Raw genomic sequence first — 16,068 nt, forward strand, 5'->3', positions numbered from 1 at the left:
ATCAGCAATGGCGGGGTTGCGCGTATTCGTCATGCCGGATCAGGCGCAGTGCTGGAGTTGTTGAACGGGAAATTGTCCGCTTAGATGGCAGGAAGAAAGATTTATATTTGGCTGTGGTTTACAGGTTGTTGAAAAACTAACTGCATCGGCTACTTCGAGAACGTTTTTCAACAACTTCTTAATAGAAATAAATTGTTACCGGCATTCCATTGATTAGCCGATTGTTAGGAGTCTCAATAAATTCCAAATGCGCCAGTATCGCTGTGCGGACTGGTTCGAGCGGATTAACTTCTTCTGTCAGTGTTTTTTGCGTGACACCCGGAACGGAAATTATCTTTGCTTTTGTTTTTTCTTTGTTGGGAAATTTCACAATTACAATTTGGCCTTCTACCGCGTAGTCTTGGTATTTGGGTGGAATAAAGGCATCAACATATACTTTCTCAGGGAAAATAATTTCAAGCAATGCTTGTCCACGGCCCAAATATTCTCCAGGCTGCACAAATATCTCGGTAACTATTCCATTTCCTGTGGGTGCAACAAGGCTTAGCTGTTGTATCTGGTCTTGAATTTTCTCAAACTCAAGTTGCATTTGGCTAATCTGATTTGAAACTCTACGCATTTCAGCTGACTGATTCTGCTCTTTATTTTCTGCTTTCTCAAGGGCTACTATATTTTCAAGTGTTCTCTGATACTGATTCTTAGCTGAAGCAATTTCGGCTTGAGTAGCCGCGCCCTGCTTAAACAGTGTTTCATAATGCTGCAGGCGTCTGTGTGCAAATATCTTATGTTCTTGGGCGTAATTCATTAATTGTGCCGAATTTGACGTCGACTGATTGGCTTGTGTTGATATATTTTGCTTTTCTTTATTTAGCGCATCAATTTCAATCTTTAACCGACCATGGCTATCAAGTAATGGTATGTTGGTCAGTTCAGCCAATTGATCGCCTTCCGAAACTGTTTGTAATGGTTCGACAAATATTTGTTGAACATAGCCATCAACAGCGGTACGGACTGGAATATTGGCGACTCTAATGCGCCCGTTTGCTTCAATTGCAATTGTTTCCCACATAATTATTCCCAACAAATAAATGATCGGGAGACTAGAGATCGCGACAATCAAATACCAACGCCAAGGTCTGCCAGGGCGCTTTGCTTCACTATAGTGAACGCGTAATCCTCGATCGATATCCGGGGCTTTATTTTCAGGTTGATTAAAGCGGATTTTCATGAAGGTAATTTTCCCAGTCTAGCCATGATTGAATAATGAGACCACCAAAGTTTGCGCTTTGTAGTTGATCCTGAAGTTGCTGCATTGCACTGACAAAATTACGCTGCGGCTTATGTGCATAGCTGTTTTCGGGACCTAATTCCTTCTCTAAGCTTTGCGCAAGACTAAACACGAGCATTGGATGTTGTTGCATAGCCGATTTAAGCGTCGTGACAATGCCCTGTATGTTCATCGAATAGTACATAACTGTAATTTCTTTGACTTCGATCGTGCTTAGTTCACAGAGAATGCATAAACCAAAGGATGACTCCTTGGTTAAGTAACGTGGGTGAATACTGATACCTACAGTCCATGGAGAGATCGCTGCTACCTGCCGAATTGTTTCGACAAACTCCTCCAACCTTGCTCTTCCAGCCAGCTCCGATTCCAGTTGATCCGGCTCAATATCAAGATGCAACCTGTCGAAATTAATGCCTGCTAGTTTACGGATAATTTGCAGTAAATTATCGCGATACTCGGGTAAAATCCAGTCTGGATCACCTAAAAGTAATTCAATCTTTTTTTTGTGACGACGAGCCTCATGCAAAAAGTTTTGCAGACGCTTTGGGTTTTCTGCAACTTGTGAAATTTGCTGTGCATCCAGAGAAACAAGAAAACGATTAAATGATTGGGTTTCTTTTTCTTCCCATAATCCAGTTTGTGTCATTAATTGCTCAGAATTCCAGACATAAGCAGCAAGTGGGCCAGAAAAAGATTGTGTGTTCACGGGTGAAACATGTTCAGTTCGTTGTTTTGACGTTGCTTTATCTCCACGCATTAGAAATTGTTTTGCTTGATGCAGCGGGTCGATCAATGAAGTGATGTCAGTTTCCGGGTAACTATCTTCTGCGGGCATGTTCGGTAATAAAATAAATTGGCGCAAGCGGATATGCAGCTTCCAGTGCTCGGATTCTGCTTCGATATTTTCTATCGCGATACGATAATAGGCATTCAGTGCTTGTAGGTATTGTTCAATCACATCTCCATCCAGTACTTGCAGGCGAAGATATCTTTCGCGCATTAATTCTTGCGCGGCTTCAAGGCGGGTACGCTGAAAATTGATTTGTTGATCCAATTGCTGGAAGCTACTCAGTAGTGCATGAAAATCGTGTTGCAACTCCTGATCCCGTCGTGTGTAATCCGCGCGCAAGCTGATCAATTGACTATTTAATCGAGACTGTTCATTTTTCCGGTAACTGACAATTTCGAGTGGCATTCTGAAATTAAAACCAACCGCTCCGCCATATCCCCATTGCATCCCCTCAGGTGGTGATGGATGAGGAATTGCCGGCCCTCCAAAACCAGTGACTGAAACATCAGATTCTATTCCCTGCCAATTTTGAGTATCCCGAATATTTTGCAGATTATCTATTTGCGTCTGTAATATTCTCAGATCAAGCTGATCGACTTCGTTAGAGACGGTATTTGCAATTTTGCCTAACGTCGGTTTAACGGGTGTAAAAGGCATTACCGCTGAATTAGTTAAATGCGCCAATCGCATTAATGCCTGATTGCTGTTATTGTAAAATTCAACTTGTGTTCGTTGCGCCCGCTCAAAAGCGGAAAGAAACTCGAAGTAATCTGACTTAAACAATAGACCTGCTTCTTGTCGCTTGCGTAGCAAATCTTCAACGCCTTCATTACGCAAATGCAGATAGGTATCTGTCAACGACAGGACTTTTCGTGCGCTCCAATAGGCTGCGTAGTTTTCTTCTAAAAAAAGTGCTGCCAGCCGACGGCTCCAGTCTAAGCGAATAGTTTCAATTCTCACTTGTGTCGCTGCGTCTTCAATAGCACGTTGCTGTCGTTCAGCACTGCCCAGCAAAGGGTAGCGCAACCCAATACGCGCAAGAGGATCAAAAAAATGCCCAAATGGCTCTCGTGCAAAAGGGCTTTTTTGGAAACCACCGGAAACACCCCCAAATACTTCCAGGCCCTTGAGTGCCTCTTGAGCCAGTAAGTTAGATCGCTGCGCTTCTAAATCAGCTTGTGCTTTCAATATCGATGCCGCTTGATCAAGATGCGAGTAAAATTCAGACAGCGTTCTTGGTTCAGCAAACGCACTTGAATTGAGCATTATCAGTAAGGCTAATAGGTATAAGGAACGCACTGTTACTGCTTCCCCTTCTGGAGCACCCATAGCGGTGCCATCGCCGAATCCAAGTGACCTTTATTGATAATCTGATTCAGGATAGCAAGCGCGCTCCAGACACGGGATATAAATTGAAATATCGGATAAATCGGAAGGATAAAAATAGCATTGCAGTCCTCCTTTCTTCTGTCTGTGATGAATATCAGATAGAGAATGTACTGAATGGTAATGAGGCAAAAATAGAATGCATAAACCAATGTCATGCTAAGTAAAAAAGCATATAGCGGAAGCTTCACAGCGATATAAATCGTATATAACACAATTGAGAAAGGCATGACAATCTGAAATAAGATGCCGTACCAAAGCAGGAAAATGAGATTCTTCCATCCCATCATGGAAGCTGAAATACCATACTTGTGCTTATTCGAGTATATGTACCAAAGATCGCCATCCCATCTTAAGCGTTGTTTAAGAAAATCTATTAAACTTTCGGGTACGTCGGTATGTGAAACGGCCCCTGGTTCAAATTCAATTTGCAGATGTGGATAGCGCTTGTAATATTGTTTGATACGAAGTGTCAAATCCAGATCCTCTGCAGTTCCAGTATTCCACCCCCCTACTTGTTGTAGGAAGGACTTTCTGAAAATACCGAATGCTCCAGGTACGTTATTGATAACTCCCAGCTTCGCAAAGCCTAATTTTCCCACCTGCATCGTCAACATATACTCTAAATTCTGCAATCGTGTCATGATTGTTTTTCTAGCGTTACGTACTCGCATCGGCCCTGTGACGGCCACCATATCAGGGTTCCTAAAATGCGCTGCGGCATAGTGAATCATCTGATTATCAAATGATGTGTCACCATCCAGTGCAAGAAAAATCTCCCCTTGAGCTCGGCTTAGCCCTGCATTGAGTGAAGAAACTCTGCCTCCGCGCTGAAACTTCGGAATAATCACCAGCGAGCGTTTAGGATATTGCGAAACTAAAGGCGCGAGTTCCACTAGAGCATGATAAGTGGCTTGATTTTTTTTCACTCCGTCCACCATTGCAATTATTTCTATGTGCCCGGGATAGATTTGTTCCAATAGTGATATCACCGTGCTTTGAACAGCTTTCCCTTCGGCATAGCAGGTGATCGCACAGGTCACACGGGGAAAGTAATGAAGCGTCAAAGGTGCCTCTATAGCATTCTTAATCAGATAGCGAAATGCGCTCATCCAATTGATGAAATAAAGCGGCAGCTCAAAAAACAACACAAATGGAATCAGCATGAATACATACTGAAAATCCTGATAGCGTGACAAGGTAGCCTGAAACAAATACCAAGCCTGATTCAGACTTTCCATAAATTACAGTAACTCACCATATAGACGGGCAAGCAGCAGCTCAGCGTTTTCCTTGCTGGATAGTTTTTGCGAGGAAATACTAATAAAGCGAAAATCCAATTTATGTTCGCTTTGTTCCAATAATAATTTCATGCTGCCTTCTATGCGCTTATGGAAACCGAATAATCCTTGTTCGTCAGTATTCGGCAGGAGCAGCCAAAGCATGTTTTCCGCTGTTCGGGTAGAAAGGTCAGGGGTGCGTAATAAGCTTCTCAATTGCTGCGCAAAGGATTCAAGCATTTGCAGTAATCGTGCATGATTAAAAAGCTCGACTAATTCTGGTAAGTTGGCAAAATAAATTCCAAATAAACTGAAATTAACGTTTGGATAACGTCGTGACGTTACCATCATCCAATCAAGATCGTGGATAAACAACTCGCGGGAAATGAAGTTGAGCTGATCAAAACCTGAAGATAAATCAAAAACTTCTCCACGAAAAGCGATTGTTCTTCCTTTGTCGCTTAAGCGCCAATTACGTATCTCATTTTGAATAAGTTCACTAGATTCCATCTCCTTCTCGCACATAGCGCAGCGAACCTGCACCTCGCCTTCAACGAATGACTGGCTACATGAATTGCACCGATAGTTTTCGATTGGCCTATCATAATCGCTGCCGATATGACGTAGCTGGGTATGGCATTTGGGGCAGATTAATGTGCCGCTATGCAGAAATTTTTCCTGCACATCAACACATCCGCAAGTGAAGCAATGTAGCGATGCTTGCATCTCTATGTCTATAGAAAGACAATTTGGACAAACATCAACAAAACTCAAATGAGAAGATCGACAATCGGTGCATTCCCGCTGACGATCAATCAACAGGATAGGATCGATTATTTTACTATTTGCAAGATTTCGCAGCCACTCAAAACTATCCGATTTATCTAGGCTTAGCGCTTCGAGTAATGGATAGCGATAGAAACGCGCGTGTTGCCAATCATGATATGGTTGAAGTACAAAGTCCGGCCGCAACCAGAAATATTTAATCAGTCGTCCTTGATGAGTGATATAGGTTTCATTACTCTTCAGGGATTTCAGCAAATTATCAAACTGATTTATTTCTTCTCGTAAATCTGTGGGCTGTGGTAGCTGTCCGTCGAGCATAAAGTCGTCGTACGGAAAAGCTGAATCGGTAATAAAACACAAAGATGCAAAAAATTCACTATCCTTACGCACTTTTCCAAGGATGGTGGAAATGTAATGCTTATCCTTTCCTTGGATGATAAAAGCTGATGGGATAATTCTTTCCTTCTCCCAAACTGAAAAATCACTAAAATGTGAAATATTAAAGAGATTTTTGTATTCACTTGATAAATCAATTTCTTCTTGGTCTTGGGAGAAAACAATAAGCATGTCTGGCTTCCAATGATTCTTGAATTGCAAAATTAACTATCAATTAGGATAGTAAGGTGAACTACTTTAAAGCAAGTAAGAAATAAATTACGCCATTATGTGTGGTTTTATACAATTGTGTTTAATATTCTCATGCAACTATGTTGAATAATTGGAATATTGGATTATAGCTTATCATTCTTTTAATTTGAAATTCCCGTTTCAATTTGTTTGCGTTTGGCAAGCAAGCCGTGTAGAAATACAACAGCGCATGGCTAAGCCAGAAGAAATTATCCCTGGTAACTATCTGGAATGATAAAAGAACAGTTGGGGCGGCTTAATGCATGGCGTCCATCTATTCTGCACTCAACGTGAACTTTCAATGAATGCAATCCGGGTTAGATTTATTTCGGGCGCGCGACGAAATTTTAGTGTCAATTGAAAAAGAAATGTTGCCAAAAAGTTACTGTACTGTTTAATTATTTAAAAATTTACGACGAGCACTCTAATTTGGTAATATTGTTTGACTTATCGAGAATCAGGGGGTATACGATGCGTACAAAACAATTCAGTATGATTTTTTATACAGTGCTGCTAGTGGCATTCATGAATAGCACAGTGTCAGCTAGACAGGATCTCAGTGAAATTCAAAGACAATTCAATGCGGAAACTATTAATAAACGCTTTAGTGTTCCAAGCGATGCCGCTCTAACATCTGCGCTCAAAGAGGCGACTCAGAAAGGCATGCCAACGAGGGGGCAAAGGTTTGCGCCAGGTTGCGTTGGTCTAGGATGTGGGGGTTCTGCTGCTATTGGTCTGGGCAACTTTGGTTACGGCAGTTATTTTGGAGGCTATGCTCGTCCATATTATGGCGGTTTATATGGCGCAAATAGTTATCTGCCTTTTTATTCGGGTTGGTGATACTCAAAGTTTAGTGGGGTTACTTCGAGTATGAGCCTTTAATAGTGGTTAATCTATCTCCTCAATTAAATTGGATTGGTGGATAATTTGCTATGGTCACTTACAAGTGTTTTTTCATTTAATTACTAGAGAAGGGGAGATGAAATGGGGGGGTACGCCAGCAAGAATACTTGGATATTGGCAGGAATCGTGATTTTTTCTTTGGTTCTAAGTGGGTGCGCGGCAGTTCATACATCCATTGCCAAGAAGGATTTGGATGTTCAAACTAAAATGAGTGATACCATTTTTCTTGACCCTGTTGAGCCGAGTCAGAGAACAGTTTATCTGAATGTTCGTAATACCTCCGACAAAACCAATTTTGATATTACAGCTACGGTGGCCAGGGCGCTGGAGGGTAGAGGTTATCTCATTACTAATAATCCCAGAGAAGCGCATTACTGGCTGCAGGTTAATATTCTAAGCGTTGACAAAGCCAGTCCTACCGCTGCTGAAGCTGCTTTGAGAGCAGGTTATGGAGGCATGGGAAGCGCAGCGCTGGGTGCTGCTGTGGGAACGGCCACTGGTGCGGCGATTGATGGTTGGAGTGGGGCGGGTATAGGTGGATTAGCTGGCGCAGCTGCTTTCGGTCTTGCCAGTACGCTTGCAGATGCTGCGGTGAAAGATGTGACTTATATGGCCATTACAGATGTTGAAATAGCAGAGCGAGTCGAGGAAGGTGTCATTGTTCGTGAAGATAGGCAACAAGATGCGAAGCAGGGGGTAGGCGGTGCAAGAAGGCAATCTTCGACAAAAGTCAGTGAAATGAATAAATATCGTACTCGTGTAGTCAGCACGGCGAACAAAGCAAATTTGCAGTATGAAGAAGCTGCGGTTGAATTGACCAATGGCCTAGCTCGCTCCATTTCAGGGTTGTTCTAAATGTAGTAGCAAATTGCTTGTTTCCCCCAGTGCTATTACAAGTATTGGGGAAGAGATAGCAATATTGTTTGTTCTGAAAAGCTTTCAATTTACAAAGCGCAATATTCTTAGAAATTTAAGGGGATCGTGATGAAAATGAAAATTCAATTTGTTGTATTACTGCTGATAACTTTATTGTTTATTGCTTCAATCGCATATGCCCAAAATAAAAACTCTTCAGCGGATAATCGAAATGCCATCGATCAAATGACTAAAGAATTGGGGCTTAATGAAACTCAGCGAGGTGAGGTTGAGACCATTCTTAATACAGAACAAAAGAAAGTTGAGGCCGTTTTCAATGAAGAAAGAAAGAAATTACAGTTAATTCAGGAAGAGACTCGATCAAACTTGCAAGCGGTTTTAACGCCTGAGCAAATGCAAAAGCTTGAAAATAAAATGCGTCAGGATGGCAGTAAAAATAATGCTCAGAAAAAATAGTGCTTAGATTCTATAAATGGTTGGATCGATTATATTCGCTGTCTTAAACCCTGCCTTGCGAATCCGACAGGAATCACAGACACCGCAGGCCCGTCCCGCTTCGTCTGCCTGATAGCAAGAAACGGTGAAGCTATAATCAACACCTAAAGCAAGTCCAAGTTGAATTATCTCTTGCTTGGACAAAGGCATGAGCGGCGTGTGGATGGTGAGCTGTTTGCCTTCAATACCCGCTTTAGTCGCTAGGTTAGCCATTTTTTCGAAAGCCTGAATGTATTCCAGCCGGCAATCTGGATAGCCGGAATAATCAACTGTGTTAACACCAATAAAAATGTCCTGGCAATCCAATGTTTCCGCCCAGGCTAATGCCAGTGACAACATGATGGTATTTCTGGCTGGAACATAAGTAACCGGAATATTAATATTTTTTCCAGAGGCAGGCACCTCAATAGATAGATCCGTTAGCGCAGACCCACCAAATGCGGTCAGATTGATCTTGATTATCTTGTGTGCATGGGAACCCAATGATTGTGCGACCTTTTGCGCGGCATTTAACTCTGCGTAATGTCGTTGGCCATAATCGATACTCAATGCATGACACTCAAAACTTTGGTCGCGGGCAATGGCTAATGTGGTTGCGGAATCCAATCCTCCGGACAATAATACAACTGCTTTCTTCATAGCTTGATTGGTATTGGCTTCATCGTCCCGGTCCTTCGCCCCAAAGCAATTTATGCATTTGCAGCTGCATTCTGACAGGTAATTCATCGCGCAATATCCAAGAGGCCAATGTTGCGGGGCTCAGGCTATCATAAACCGGTGAAAATAAGATTGGGCATAACTGCGATAGCTGCTTATGATGAATAATTTCAATGGCCCATTGATAGTCTGTTTCATCACACAGTACAAATTTTATTTCATCTTTTTGTGTCAGATAGATTAGATTCTCCCAGTTGTTTTTTAAGACTTCACCAGAACCTGGTGTTTTAATGTCCATTACTTTGCAGATGCGCAGATCTACTTGCGACAAATCTAAGGCGCCGCTGGTTTCGAGCGATACCGAATACTTTGCATCGCAGAGTGCAGTGAGCAGAACTAAACAAGCTTTTTGAGCTAGCGGTTCTCCGCCTGTAACGGTGACATAATTCGTTTTGTAATGCGTGATTCTATCCAAGATGTCTGCAATAGAAATATTTTCACCGCCAGTAAACGCATAGGCGGTGTCACAATAGCCGCAACGCAAGGGGCAGCCTGTAAGACGTACGAAAACCGTAGGTAGTCCAACGCGACTGGTTTCACCTTGTAACGAGAAGAAAATTTCACTGACACGCAAGGTTGTTGTTTCTAACGCTTGCATCATTACTAGTTACCTGAAGGAAAAAAACGGACTCTACTACTTTGTGGCGAATGCAGCAAACAGCAATTGAGGAATGATGTTTAAATTTTGGATTTACTTGATGTTCGATAAGCGTTGTTTGGCTTTTCCTGCGGCTTCACTGTGCGGATAACTTGCCAGCAAATTCTCCAAGGTTTTTCTGCCTGTATTGCGGTCACCCATTTCAAACTGGCTGGTAGCGATATTTAGCAATGCATCCGGTACCTTATTACTATCAGGGTACTTGCTGATCAATCTTTTTTGCGCATCAATGGCTAATTGATAATCGCGCAATGCGTAGCGCGCATTGCCAATCCAGTAAGCAGCACCGGGCGCTAAACTGGATTGCGGATAATTTTCCAGAAAGCTTTCAAATTGTGCGATAGCGTTCGTATATTCGCCATTTCTGAACGAATCATACGCTTCCTTATAAGCACCATTTTCTGCTGGACCAGGTGGCGCTAATTCATTGGCTGACAAAGGCTCGGAATCCATAGCTCGAGATAAATCCACTTTTTCAGCTGGGAATGATTCAGGAGTTATATTATTATTAACCGGTGGAGCGGTTGCATGTTCGTCAGGTGGCGGTGCTGCCATACTACGAGGAGAGTTCTGGGGTTCAGAATGAGACGAAGGCGCTCGGCTGCCAGGCTGCTCGATCTGGCGGAGTCGATTATCAAGATCGATATAAAAATCTCGTTGTCGTTTTTGTAACAATGCATTATCGTTACTGAGCATTTCTATTTGACCATTTAATTTTCCCAGCTCAAGTCCAAGTGTTTCAACCTGGGTGTAAAGCTCTACCAATGCCTGACTATTTAGAGCTTGATCCATCTTGGCAATACGCGCTTCCATTTCCTTAACCTGTTTGCGCAATGCGTCAATTTGTTCGCGTGCTTCGCTATCACCAAAGAATGATGCATAACTGACATTGCAATTCAGCAATAACAATAGAAAGAAAGCGCGTGTCAGCATGGTTATTCGCCTCGGTAAAGAATGTCAGTGCGACGGTTCTGACTCCAAGCTGATTCACCGTGACCCATTGCGCGCGGTTTTTCCTCTCCCAGGCTAACCGACTCAATCTGTACGTCTTGCGCACCTGACAATATCATCATATTTTTAACGCTATCGGCGCGGCGCTGACCCAAAGCCAAATTATATTCACGGCTGCCACGATCGTCCGTATTTCCTTGCAGGATTACGCTGGCAGCAGGGTTGTCACGCAGAAATCTGGCATGTGATAGAACCAACTCTCTATATTCACTTGCCACTGTATAACTATCATAATCATAAAAAACGCTACGTTGTGACAGAATGCTGTTGGGGTCATTCAGTTGGTTGAAATAACTGGGTCTTCCGGAGTCGGATCCCATCAAATCACTTCCGCTTAAACCATTGCCCGCACCTGAAGTAAGATCATCAACATCAGGTTGTGTGGTTTGACTGGCGCATGCGGATAACAGAACGATCAATGCAATGCTTAATAACTTTCTCATTTATTGCTCCTTTAAAATTAAAAAACTAAGACATTACTTCCATTTTGGTAAAGGACCCCAGGCCGGTTCTCGGATATCACCCGTTTGTACTGACAGTTGCTGCCGTGTCTGCCCATCTCTGGAAACAGCGGATAATATACCATGCCCGTTTATTTCAGTCGCATACAAGATCATTTTGCCATTGGGTGCAAAACTAGGTGATTCGTCAAATTTGGAATTGGTTAGAATCTCTACTTGACGTGAACCGATCTCTTGAACAGCTACATTAAACTGATTGTTGTTGCGATGAATAAAAGTAAAGCTTTTGCTATCCTGACTATAATCGGGACTGACGTTATAGTTACCTTCAAATGTAAGACGTTCAGCATTGCTAGACTCTGTGGTGGTTACCGGCATGCGGTAAATTTGTGGGCTACCGCCACGATCAGAAGTAAATATGATGTATCGTCCATCTGGAGAAAAGTTCGGTTCTGTATCAATACTGGAACTTCTACTCAATCTTTGCAAACCGCTGCCATCGGTATTGACCAGAAATATTTGTGATCCACCTTGTCCAGTCAACACAACGGCCAGCCTTTTTCCATCCGGAGACCAGGCTGGCGCACTATTGCTGCCTTTAAAGCTAGCAACTGCTCTGCGTTCACGGGTTGATAGTGTCTGAACGTATACAACCGGTTTTTTGTTTTCAAAAGATACATAAGCCAATTGGTTTCCATCCGGAGACCATGCGGGAGAAATAATCGGTTCCGTATATTCGATGATGGATTGTGCATTATAACCATCGGCATCAGCAACTTGTAATGCGTATTTATTGCCACGTTTCAGAACATAGGCGATACGGGTACTAAATACCCCCACATCACCAGTTAGCGCTTCGTAGATAACATCCGCGATGCGGTGCGCTGCAGCGCGTAATTGTGTGGTTGGAACGGTAATAGCCAGACCGGTTAATTGTGATTTCTTAGCAATATCCATTACCCGAAACTGAATTTCCACCTGATCGCTGGACAAATGCGTAACGCGACCGATGACCAGAGCATTGACTCCCCGATTTGCCCAATCGGCATAGACTACTTCCACTGGTGCATGGGGTGATGAGCCAGCGGGATCAATTAATCTGAACAATCCTGTGCGTTGCAAATCGGCACTGATAACAGGGGTGATGCTTTGCTGCAGCCTATTTTCCTCAGCAAAAGGAACGATAGTAATCGGAATGCGGGATGCGCCACCGCCAAAAATTTCGATATTTAGTTGTGCGTGGAGCGATGGGATGATTAGCCATAGAAATAAAAATAGCAAACCACGCATTGATTTAGAGCAGTAAATTGACATAAGCATTAAGTTTTAGGAAGCGTTAAATTTTTTTACTGATTATAACAATCATTCACGATAATGCACTGTAATATTCAGATTGCGGAATTCATGAAACAGCGCAGGATCGGGAGGCAGTGGTAGTGGTTTTGACAAAAAGATTGCACGTTCGACGGCATTGTCAAAAACAGCATGTCCGCTACTTTTGCTCAATCTAACGTCGAGAATGTCGCCACCAGGAAGCAATGTAACGCTGAATTCAGCGATAGGGTTGCCCGGTAAATCAGGCGGCATTACGATTCTGCTTCTGATCTTGGCCAGGATCAGAGCTTTATATTTCGAGATTTCATTCGTTACCAAATTCCTTGCTGCTGCTTGTTGCGCAGCACGTTGCGCTTCAGCTTCTCGCTGTGCTTTTGCTGCTTGTTCTCGCTGTCGTTGTGCGGCCAGTTCTTTTTGTTTTTCCAATTCCTTTTGTTTTTCTAACTCTTTTTGTTTCTCTAATTCTTTCTTTTTCTCAAGCTCTTTTTGTTTTTCTAGTTCTTTTAATTTCTCTTGTTCTTTTTTCTTTTGCTGCTCTAGGTCCGGTTTGATTTCTTTAATGGGTTCTGGTTTCTGTTGCATCGCAATATCTGGTTTTTTGACAGGCGGCGTCACAGCCGCTTGCCGCGGTGCTGGCTTAGCAGGCTCAGGTTTGACTGATTCTGGTTTTTGCGGCTCTGGCTCGGGTTTTGGTTTTAAGGGCTCTGGTGCGGGTTTGGTTTGTTGTTTTGGTGGTGGTTGGGTTTTGACTGGTTCCTGAATGGGCTTGGGCAACTCTGTCCAGATTTCAACCATCATGCCTTCGGGTGGATGATCTTTCCAATTTAAACCAAAAATCAATAACGCAATAAACACGAGATGCACCAATCCAGCTAGCACGCCTGCCAATAGTATTCTCGGTTCAGAATAGGATGAATTGCGTAAGGCGGTTACACTCATTACAAATAATTCATTTTTGTTGCGCCAGCAAACCTACTTTCTGCACCTGATTCTGCTGCAGAACATCCATCACCTTGATGACTTCTTCATAACGCACATTTTTGTCAGCGGCAATTACGACCGGTTGTTCAGCGTTTTGTGCTTGTTTCTGTTTTATGGCTTCAATCAGTTGATTCTGGTTAACACTCTGTTCTGTTGAAGATATGGCACGATCACGCAGGGAAAGACTGCCATCCGCTTGTATGATTACTTCCAGAGGCACAGCCGGTGTTGCCAGCGATTTACCAATTTGCGGTAACTCAATCTGTCCGTGGTTGATCATGGGCGCTGTGACCATAAAAATGATGAGCAATACCAGCATCACATCAATGTATGGTACTACATTGATCTCATTCATTAATCGACGTTTGGCACGACGCGCCATAGAATCCTCTTATATCAGTTTATCCGGCTGCTCGCCGTTGCAATACATTGGACAATTCTTCCATGAAACTCTCGAACCGGGTTGCCAGCTGATCGGTGCTGCTGGCATAGCGATTATATGCAACCACTGCTGGGATGGCCGCAAATAATCCCATTGCTGTTGCAATTAAAGCTTCCGCGATTCCTGGAGCGACATGCGCGATGGTAGCTTGGGTAACGCTGGCGAGACTGCGGAAAGAATTCATAATGCCCCACACGGTGCCTAACAAGCCGATGTAAGGACTGACTGAACCAACGGTGGCCAGAAATGATAAGTGCGATTCCAGATAATCCATTTCCCGTTGATAAGTAGCACGCATGGCTCTGCGAGTGCTTTCCATTACCGCGTCAAGATCAGATCCGGTAGCGTGCTTGTTAAATTCACCAAAACCGGCGGCAAAGATCCGTTCCAGACTTCCGGAGTCATAGCGTGCGCTCGTTATTCGCTGATGCAGCGCATTCAAATCGACTCCGCGCCAGAAAATATCTTCAAAATCATCCGTTTTCCTTATCTCATTGCGGATAACAAAGTGTTTACGAAAAATAAACCACCAGGAAAAAAACGAAATCAATACCAGAACCAGCATTACCAGTTGTACCAGTACACTGGCGCTAGCGATCAGATAAAGAAATGACATATCTTGTGTTACTGTTGTGCTCATGCGGGTTTCCCAATTTTTTCACGAAGAGATGCAGGAATACTCACAGGTCTGAGTTTTACTGTATCGACACATACCACATGAACTGTGGCGTTTACTAATTTGATATGACTGCACAAAACTTCCTGAGATAGCGTAATGCGACTTCTGCCAACTTCCTGAACGGCTACTGTTATATTCAGCAAATCATCCAATGTCGCTGGTTTGAAATACTCGACCTCAATTGAACGAATCATGAACAAGACTTTAGAGGTTGCAATCAATGTATTGGCATTAAATCCAAGTTCTCTAAGCCATTCATAGCGTGCCCGCTCCATGAAATTCAGGTAGGTTGAATGATATACCACTCCACCCGCATCTGTATCCTGATAATAAACACGAACCGGCAGTGAAAAGTAATTGAATAACATACTAACGAATGACACTAAGCCTTATTCTGATCGTACATCATTAGCAGGGAAAACCCCGGTCGATAAGTAACGATCTCCCCGGTCACACGCGATGAAAACTATGGTTGCGTTTTCAACGCGATCGGATACTTTAAGTGCTGCCGCCAGAGCGCCACCCGATGAAATGCCTGCAAAAATCCCTTCTTCACGCGCTAATCTGCGTGTCATATCTTCGGCCTCAGGCTGGTTCACATAAATCATTTCATCGATCCGTTTCGCATCGAAAATTTTTGGCAAGTATGCTGGAGACCATTTGCGGATACCGGGTATTTGTGCGCCATCCTCTGGCTGTACACCGATTATTTTAATCGGTGTTTGCTGCTCCCTGAAAAATTTTGAACAACCCATGATTGTACCTGTTGTCCCCATGCTGCTGACAAAATGGGTAATTTTTCCTTGTGTATCGCGCCAGATTTCCGGTGCCGTGCCTTCATAATGCGCCCGTGGATTATCCGGATTTGCAAATTGATCCAAAATGATGCCTTGGCCTTCGTCGCGCATTTTTTCCGCCACATCCCGCGCTTGTTCCATGCTGCCGGATTTCGGTGTCAGAATAATCTTTGCGCCGTATGCGCTCATGGATTGCCGTCGTTCAATGCTCAAATTTTCCGGCATGATCAATATCATGCGATAACCCATCATGGCGGCAGCCATCGCCAATGCAATTCCGGTATTGCCACTGGTAGCTTCAATCAGTGTATCGCCTGGTTTAATTTCTCCGCGTTGTTGCGCATGTGAAATCATCGACAATGCTGGCCGGTCTTTGACCGATCCAGCAGGATTATTGCCTTCGAGCTTTATAAGAATGGTGTTGGAAGTTGTTCCGGGTAAATGCTTGAGTCTGACTAAGGGCGTATTACCAACAAAATTTTCAATCGTTTTGTGCATGATGCAAACTTTACCATAGATGTATCAATTATCGCATAAGCTAACGGTATTGAAACAA

17 protein-coding genes are annotated in these 16,068 nt (G+C 43.3%); 3 read left to right on the plus strand and 14 right to left on the minus strand.

Annotated features, from left to right (window positions below):
* Positions 1–178 precede the first annotated feature (178 nt).
* Genes K2Q13_RS03180 through K2Q13_RS03195 form a run of 4 tightly spaced genes read right to left on the minus strand, consistent with a single transcriptional unit; the run spans position 179 to position 6,097 of the window.
* Positions 179–1,228, minus strand: a complete 1,050-nt coding sequence (locus K2Q13_RS03180) for an HlyD family efflux transporter periplasmic adaptor subunit (protein WP_292919215.1) — start codon at positions 1,226–1,228, stop codon at positions 179–181.
* A complete protein-coding gene (locus tag K2Q13_RS03185) occupies positions 1,212–3,407 on the minus strand; it encodes a TolC family protein (RefSeq protein WP_292919216.1) in 2,196 nt (731 codons plus the stop codon). Before K2Q13_RS03185 ends, K2Q13_RS03180 begins: the two co-directional genes overlap by 17 nt.
* A complete protein-coding gene (locus K2Q13_RS03190) occupies positions 3,380–4,705 on the minus strand; it encodes a glycosyltransferase (RefSeq protein WP_292919217.1) in 1,326 nt (441 codons plus the stop codon). Before K2Q13_RS03190 ends, K2Q13_RS03185 begins: the two co-directional genes overlap by 28 nt.
* 3 nt (positions 4,706–4,708) lie before the next feature.
* Positions 4,709–6,097: a GGDEF domain-containing protein gene (locus K2Q13_RS03195; protein WP_292919218.1), complete on the minus strand. Its 1,389-nt coding sequence runs from the start codon at positions 6,095–6,097 to the stop codon at positions 4,709–4,711.
* 531 nt (positions 6,098–6,628) lie between these two features.
* Here K2Q13_RS03195 and K2Q13_RS03200 point away from each other — a divergent pair.
* The 3 genes from K2Q13_RS03200 to K2Q13_RS03210 all read left to right on the plus strand — a co-directional run bounded on the left by K2Q13_RS03200 (position 6,629) and on the right by K2Q13_RS03210 (position 8,392).
* Positions 6,629–6,997 carry a hypothetical protein gene (locus K2Q13_RS03200; RefSeq protein WP_292919219.1) on the plus strand — a complete coding sequence of 123 codons (369 nt, stop codon included), beginning with the start codon at positions 6,629–6,631 and terminating at the stop codon, positions 6,995–6,997.
* 144 nt (positions 6,998–7,141) lie between these two features.
* Positions 7,142–7,915, plus strand: coding sequence for a complement resistance protein TraT (locus K2Q13_RS03205; RefSeq protein ID WP_292919220.1), 774 nt, complete (start codon positions 7,142–7,144; stop codon positions 7,913–7,915).
* A gap of 129 nt (positions 7,916–8,044) precedes the next feature.
* Positions 8,045–8,392 (plus strand): hypothetical protein, encoded by a 348-nt coding sequence (locus K2Q13_RS03210; RefSeq protein WP_292919221.1) that lies wholly within the window; start codon positions 8,045–8,047, stop codon positions 8,390–8,392.
* A 3-nt stretch (positions 8,393–8,395) separates the two neighbouring features.
* Here K2Q13_RS03210 and queC read toward each other — a convergent pair whose 3' ends face one another.
* From queC to cysM, 10 genes are all read right to left on the minus strand, one after another.
* Positions 8,396–9,070: a 7-cyano-7-deazaguanine synthase QueC gene (queC, locus tag K2Q13_RS03215; protein ID WP_292919222.1), complete on the minus strand. Its 675-nt coding sequence runs from the start codon at positions 9,068–9,070 to the stop codon at positions 8,396–8,398.
* 19 nt (positions 9,071–9,089) lie between these two features.
* On the minus strand, positions 9,090–9,749 hold the full coding sequence (gene queE, locus K2Q13_RS03220) for a 7-carboxy-7-deazaguanine synthase QueE (protein WP_292919223.1): 660 nt from the start codon (positions 9,747–9,749) through the stop codon (positions 9,090–9,092).
* Positions 9,750–9,839: 90 nt separating this feature from the next.
* On the minus strand, positions 9,840–10,739 hold the full coding sequence (gene ybgF / locus K2Q13_RS03225) for a tol-pal system protein YbgF (protein WP_292919224.1): 900 nt from the start codon (positions 10,737–10,739) through the stop codon (positions 9,840–9,842).
* A 2-nt stretch (positions 10,740–10,741) separates the two neighbouring features.
* The gene (gene pal, locus K2Q13_RS03230) at positions 10,742–11,260 is read right to left on the minus strand and encodes a peptidoglycan-associated lipoprotein Pal (RefSeq protein WP_292919225.1); all 519 of its coding nucleotides are present in this window, start codon (positions 11,258–11,260) and stop codon (positions 10,742–10,744) included.
* Positions 11,261–11,293: 33 nt separating this feature from the next.
* Positions 11,294–12,568 (minus strand): Tol-Pal system beta propeller repeat protein TolB, encoded by a 1,275-nt coding sequence (gene tolB, locus K2Q13_RS03235; RefSeq protein ID WP_292919226.1) that lies wholly within the window; start codon positions 12,566–12,568, stop codon positions 11,294–11,296.
* Positions 12,569–12,640: 72 nt separating this feature from the next.
* On the minus strand, positions 12,641–13,552 hold the full coding sequence (locus K2Q13_RS03240; protein WP_292919227.1) for an energy transducer TonB: 912 nt from the start codon (positions 13,550–13,552) through the stop codon (positions 12,641–12,643).
* Positions 13,553–13,562: 10 nt separating this feature from the next.
* Positions 13,563–13,976, minus strand: coding sequence for a protein TolR (tolR, locus tag K2Q13_RS03245; protein ID WP_292919228.1), 414 nt, complete (start codon positions 13,974–13,976; stop codon positions 13,563–13,565).
* Between the two features lie 19 nt (positions 13,977–13,995).
* Positions 13,996–14,676 carry a protein TolQ gene (gene tolQ / locus K2Q13_RS03250; protein WP_292919229.1) on the minus strand — a complete coding sequence of 227 codons (681 nt, stop codon included), beginning with the start codon at positions 14,674–14,676 and terminating at the stop codon, positions 13,996–13,998.
* Positions 14,673–15,083 (minus strand): tol-pal system-associated acyl-CoA thioesterase, encoded by a 411-nt coding sequence (gene ybgC / locus K2Q13_RS03255; protein ID WP_292919230.1) that lies wholly within the window; start codon positions 15,081–15,083, stop codon positions 14,673–14,675. The genes tolQ and ybgC overlap by 4 nt, the downstream gene beginning before the upstream one ends.
* Positions 15,084–15,104: 21 nt before the next feature.
* Positions 15,105–16,010 carry a cysteine synthase CysM gene (gene cysM, locus K2Q13_RS03260; RefSeq protein WP_292919231.1) on the minus strand — a complete coding sequence of 302 codons (906 nt, stop codon included), beginning with the start codon at positions 16,008–16,010 and terminating at the stop codon, positions 15,105–15,107.
* Positions 16,011–16,068 lie beyond the last annotated feature (58 nt).

The organism is Nitrosomonas sp. (assembly GCF_019752095.1).
GTDB lineage: Bacteria > Pseudomonadota > Gammaproteobacteria > Burkholderiales > Nitrosomonadaceae > Nitrosomonas.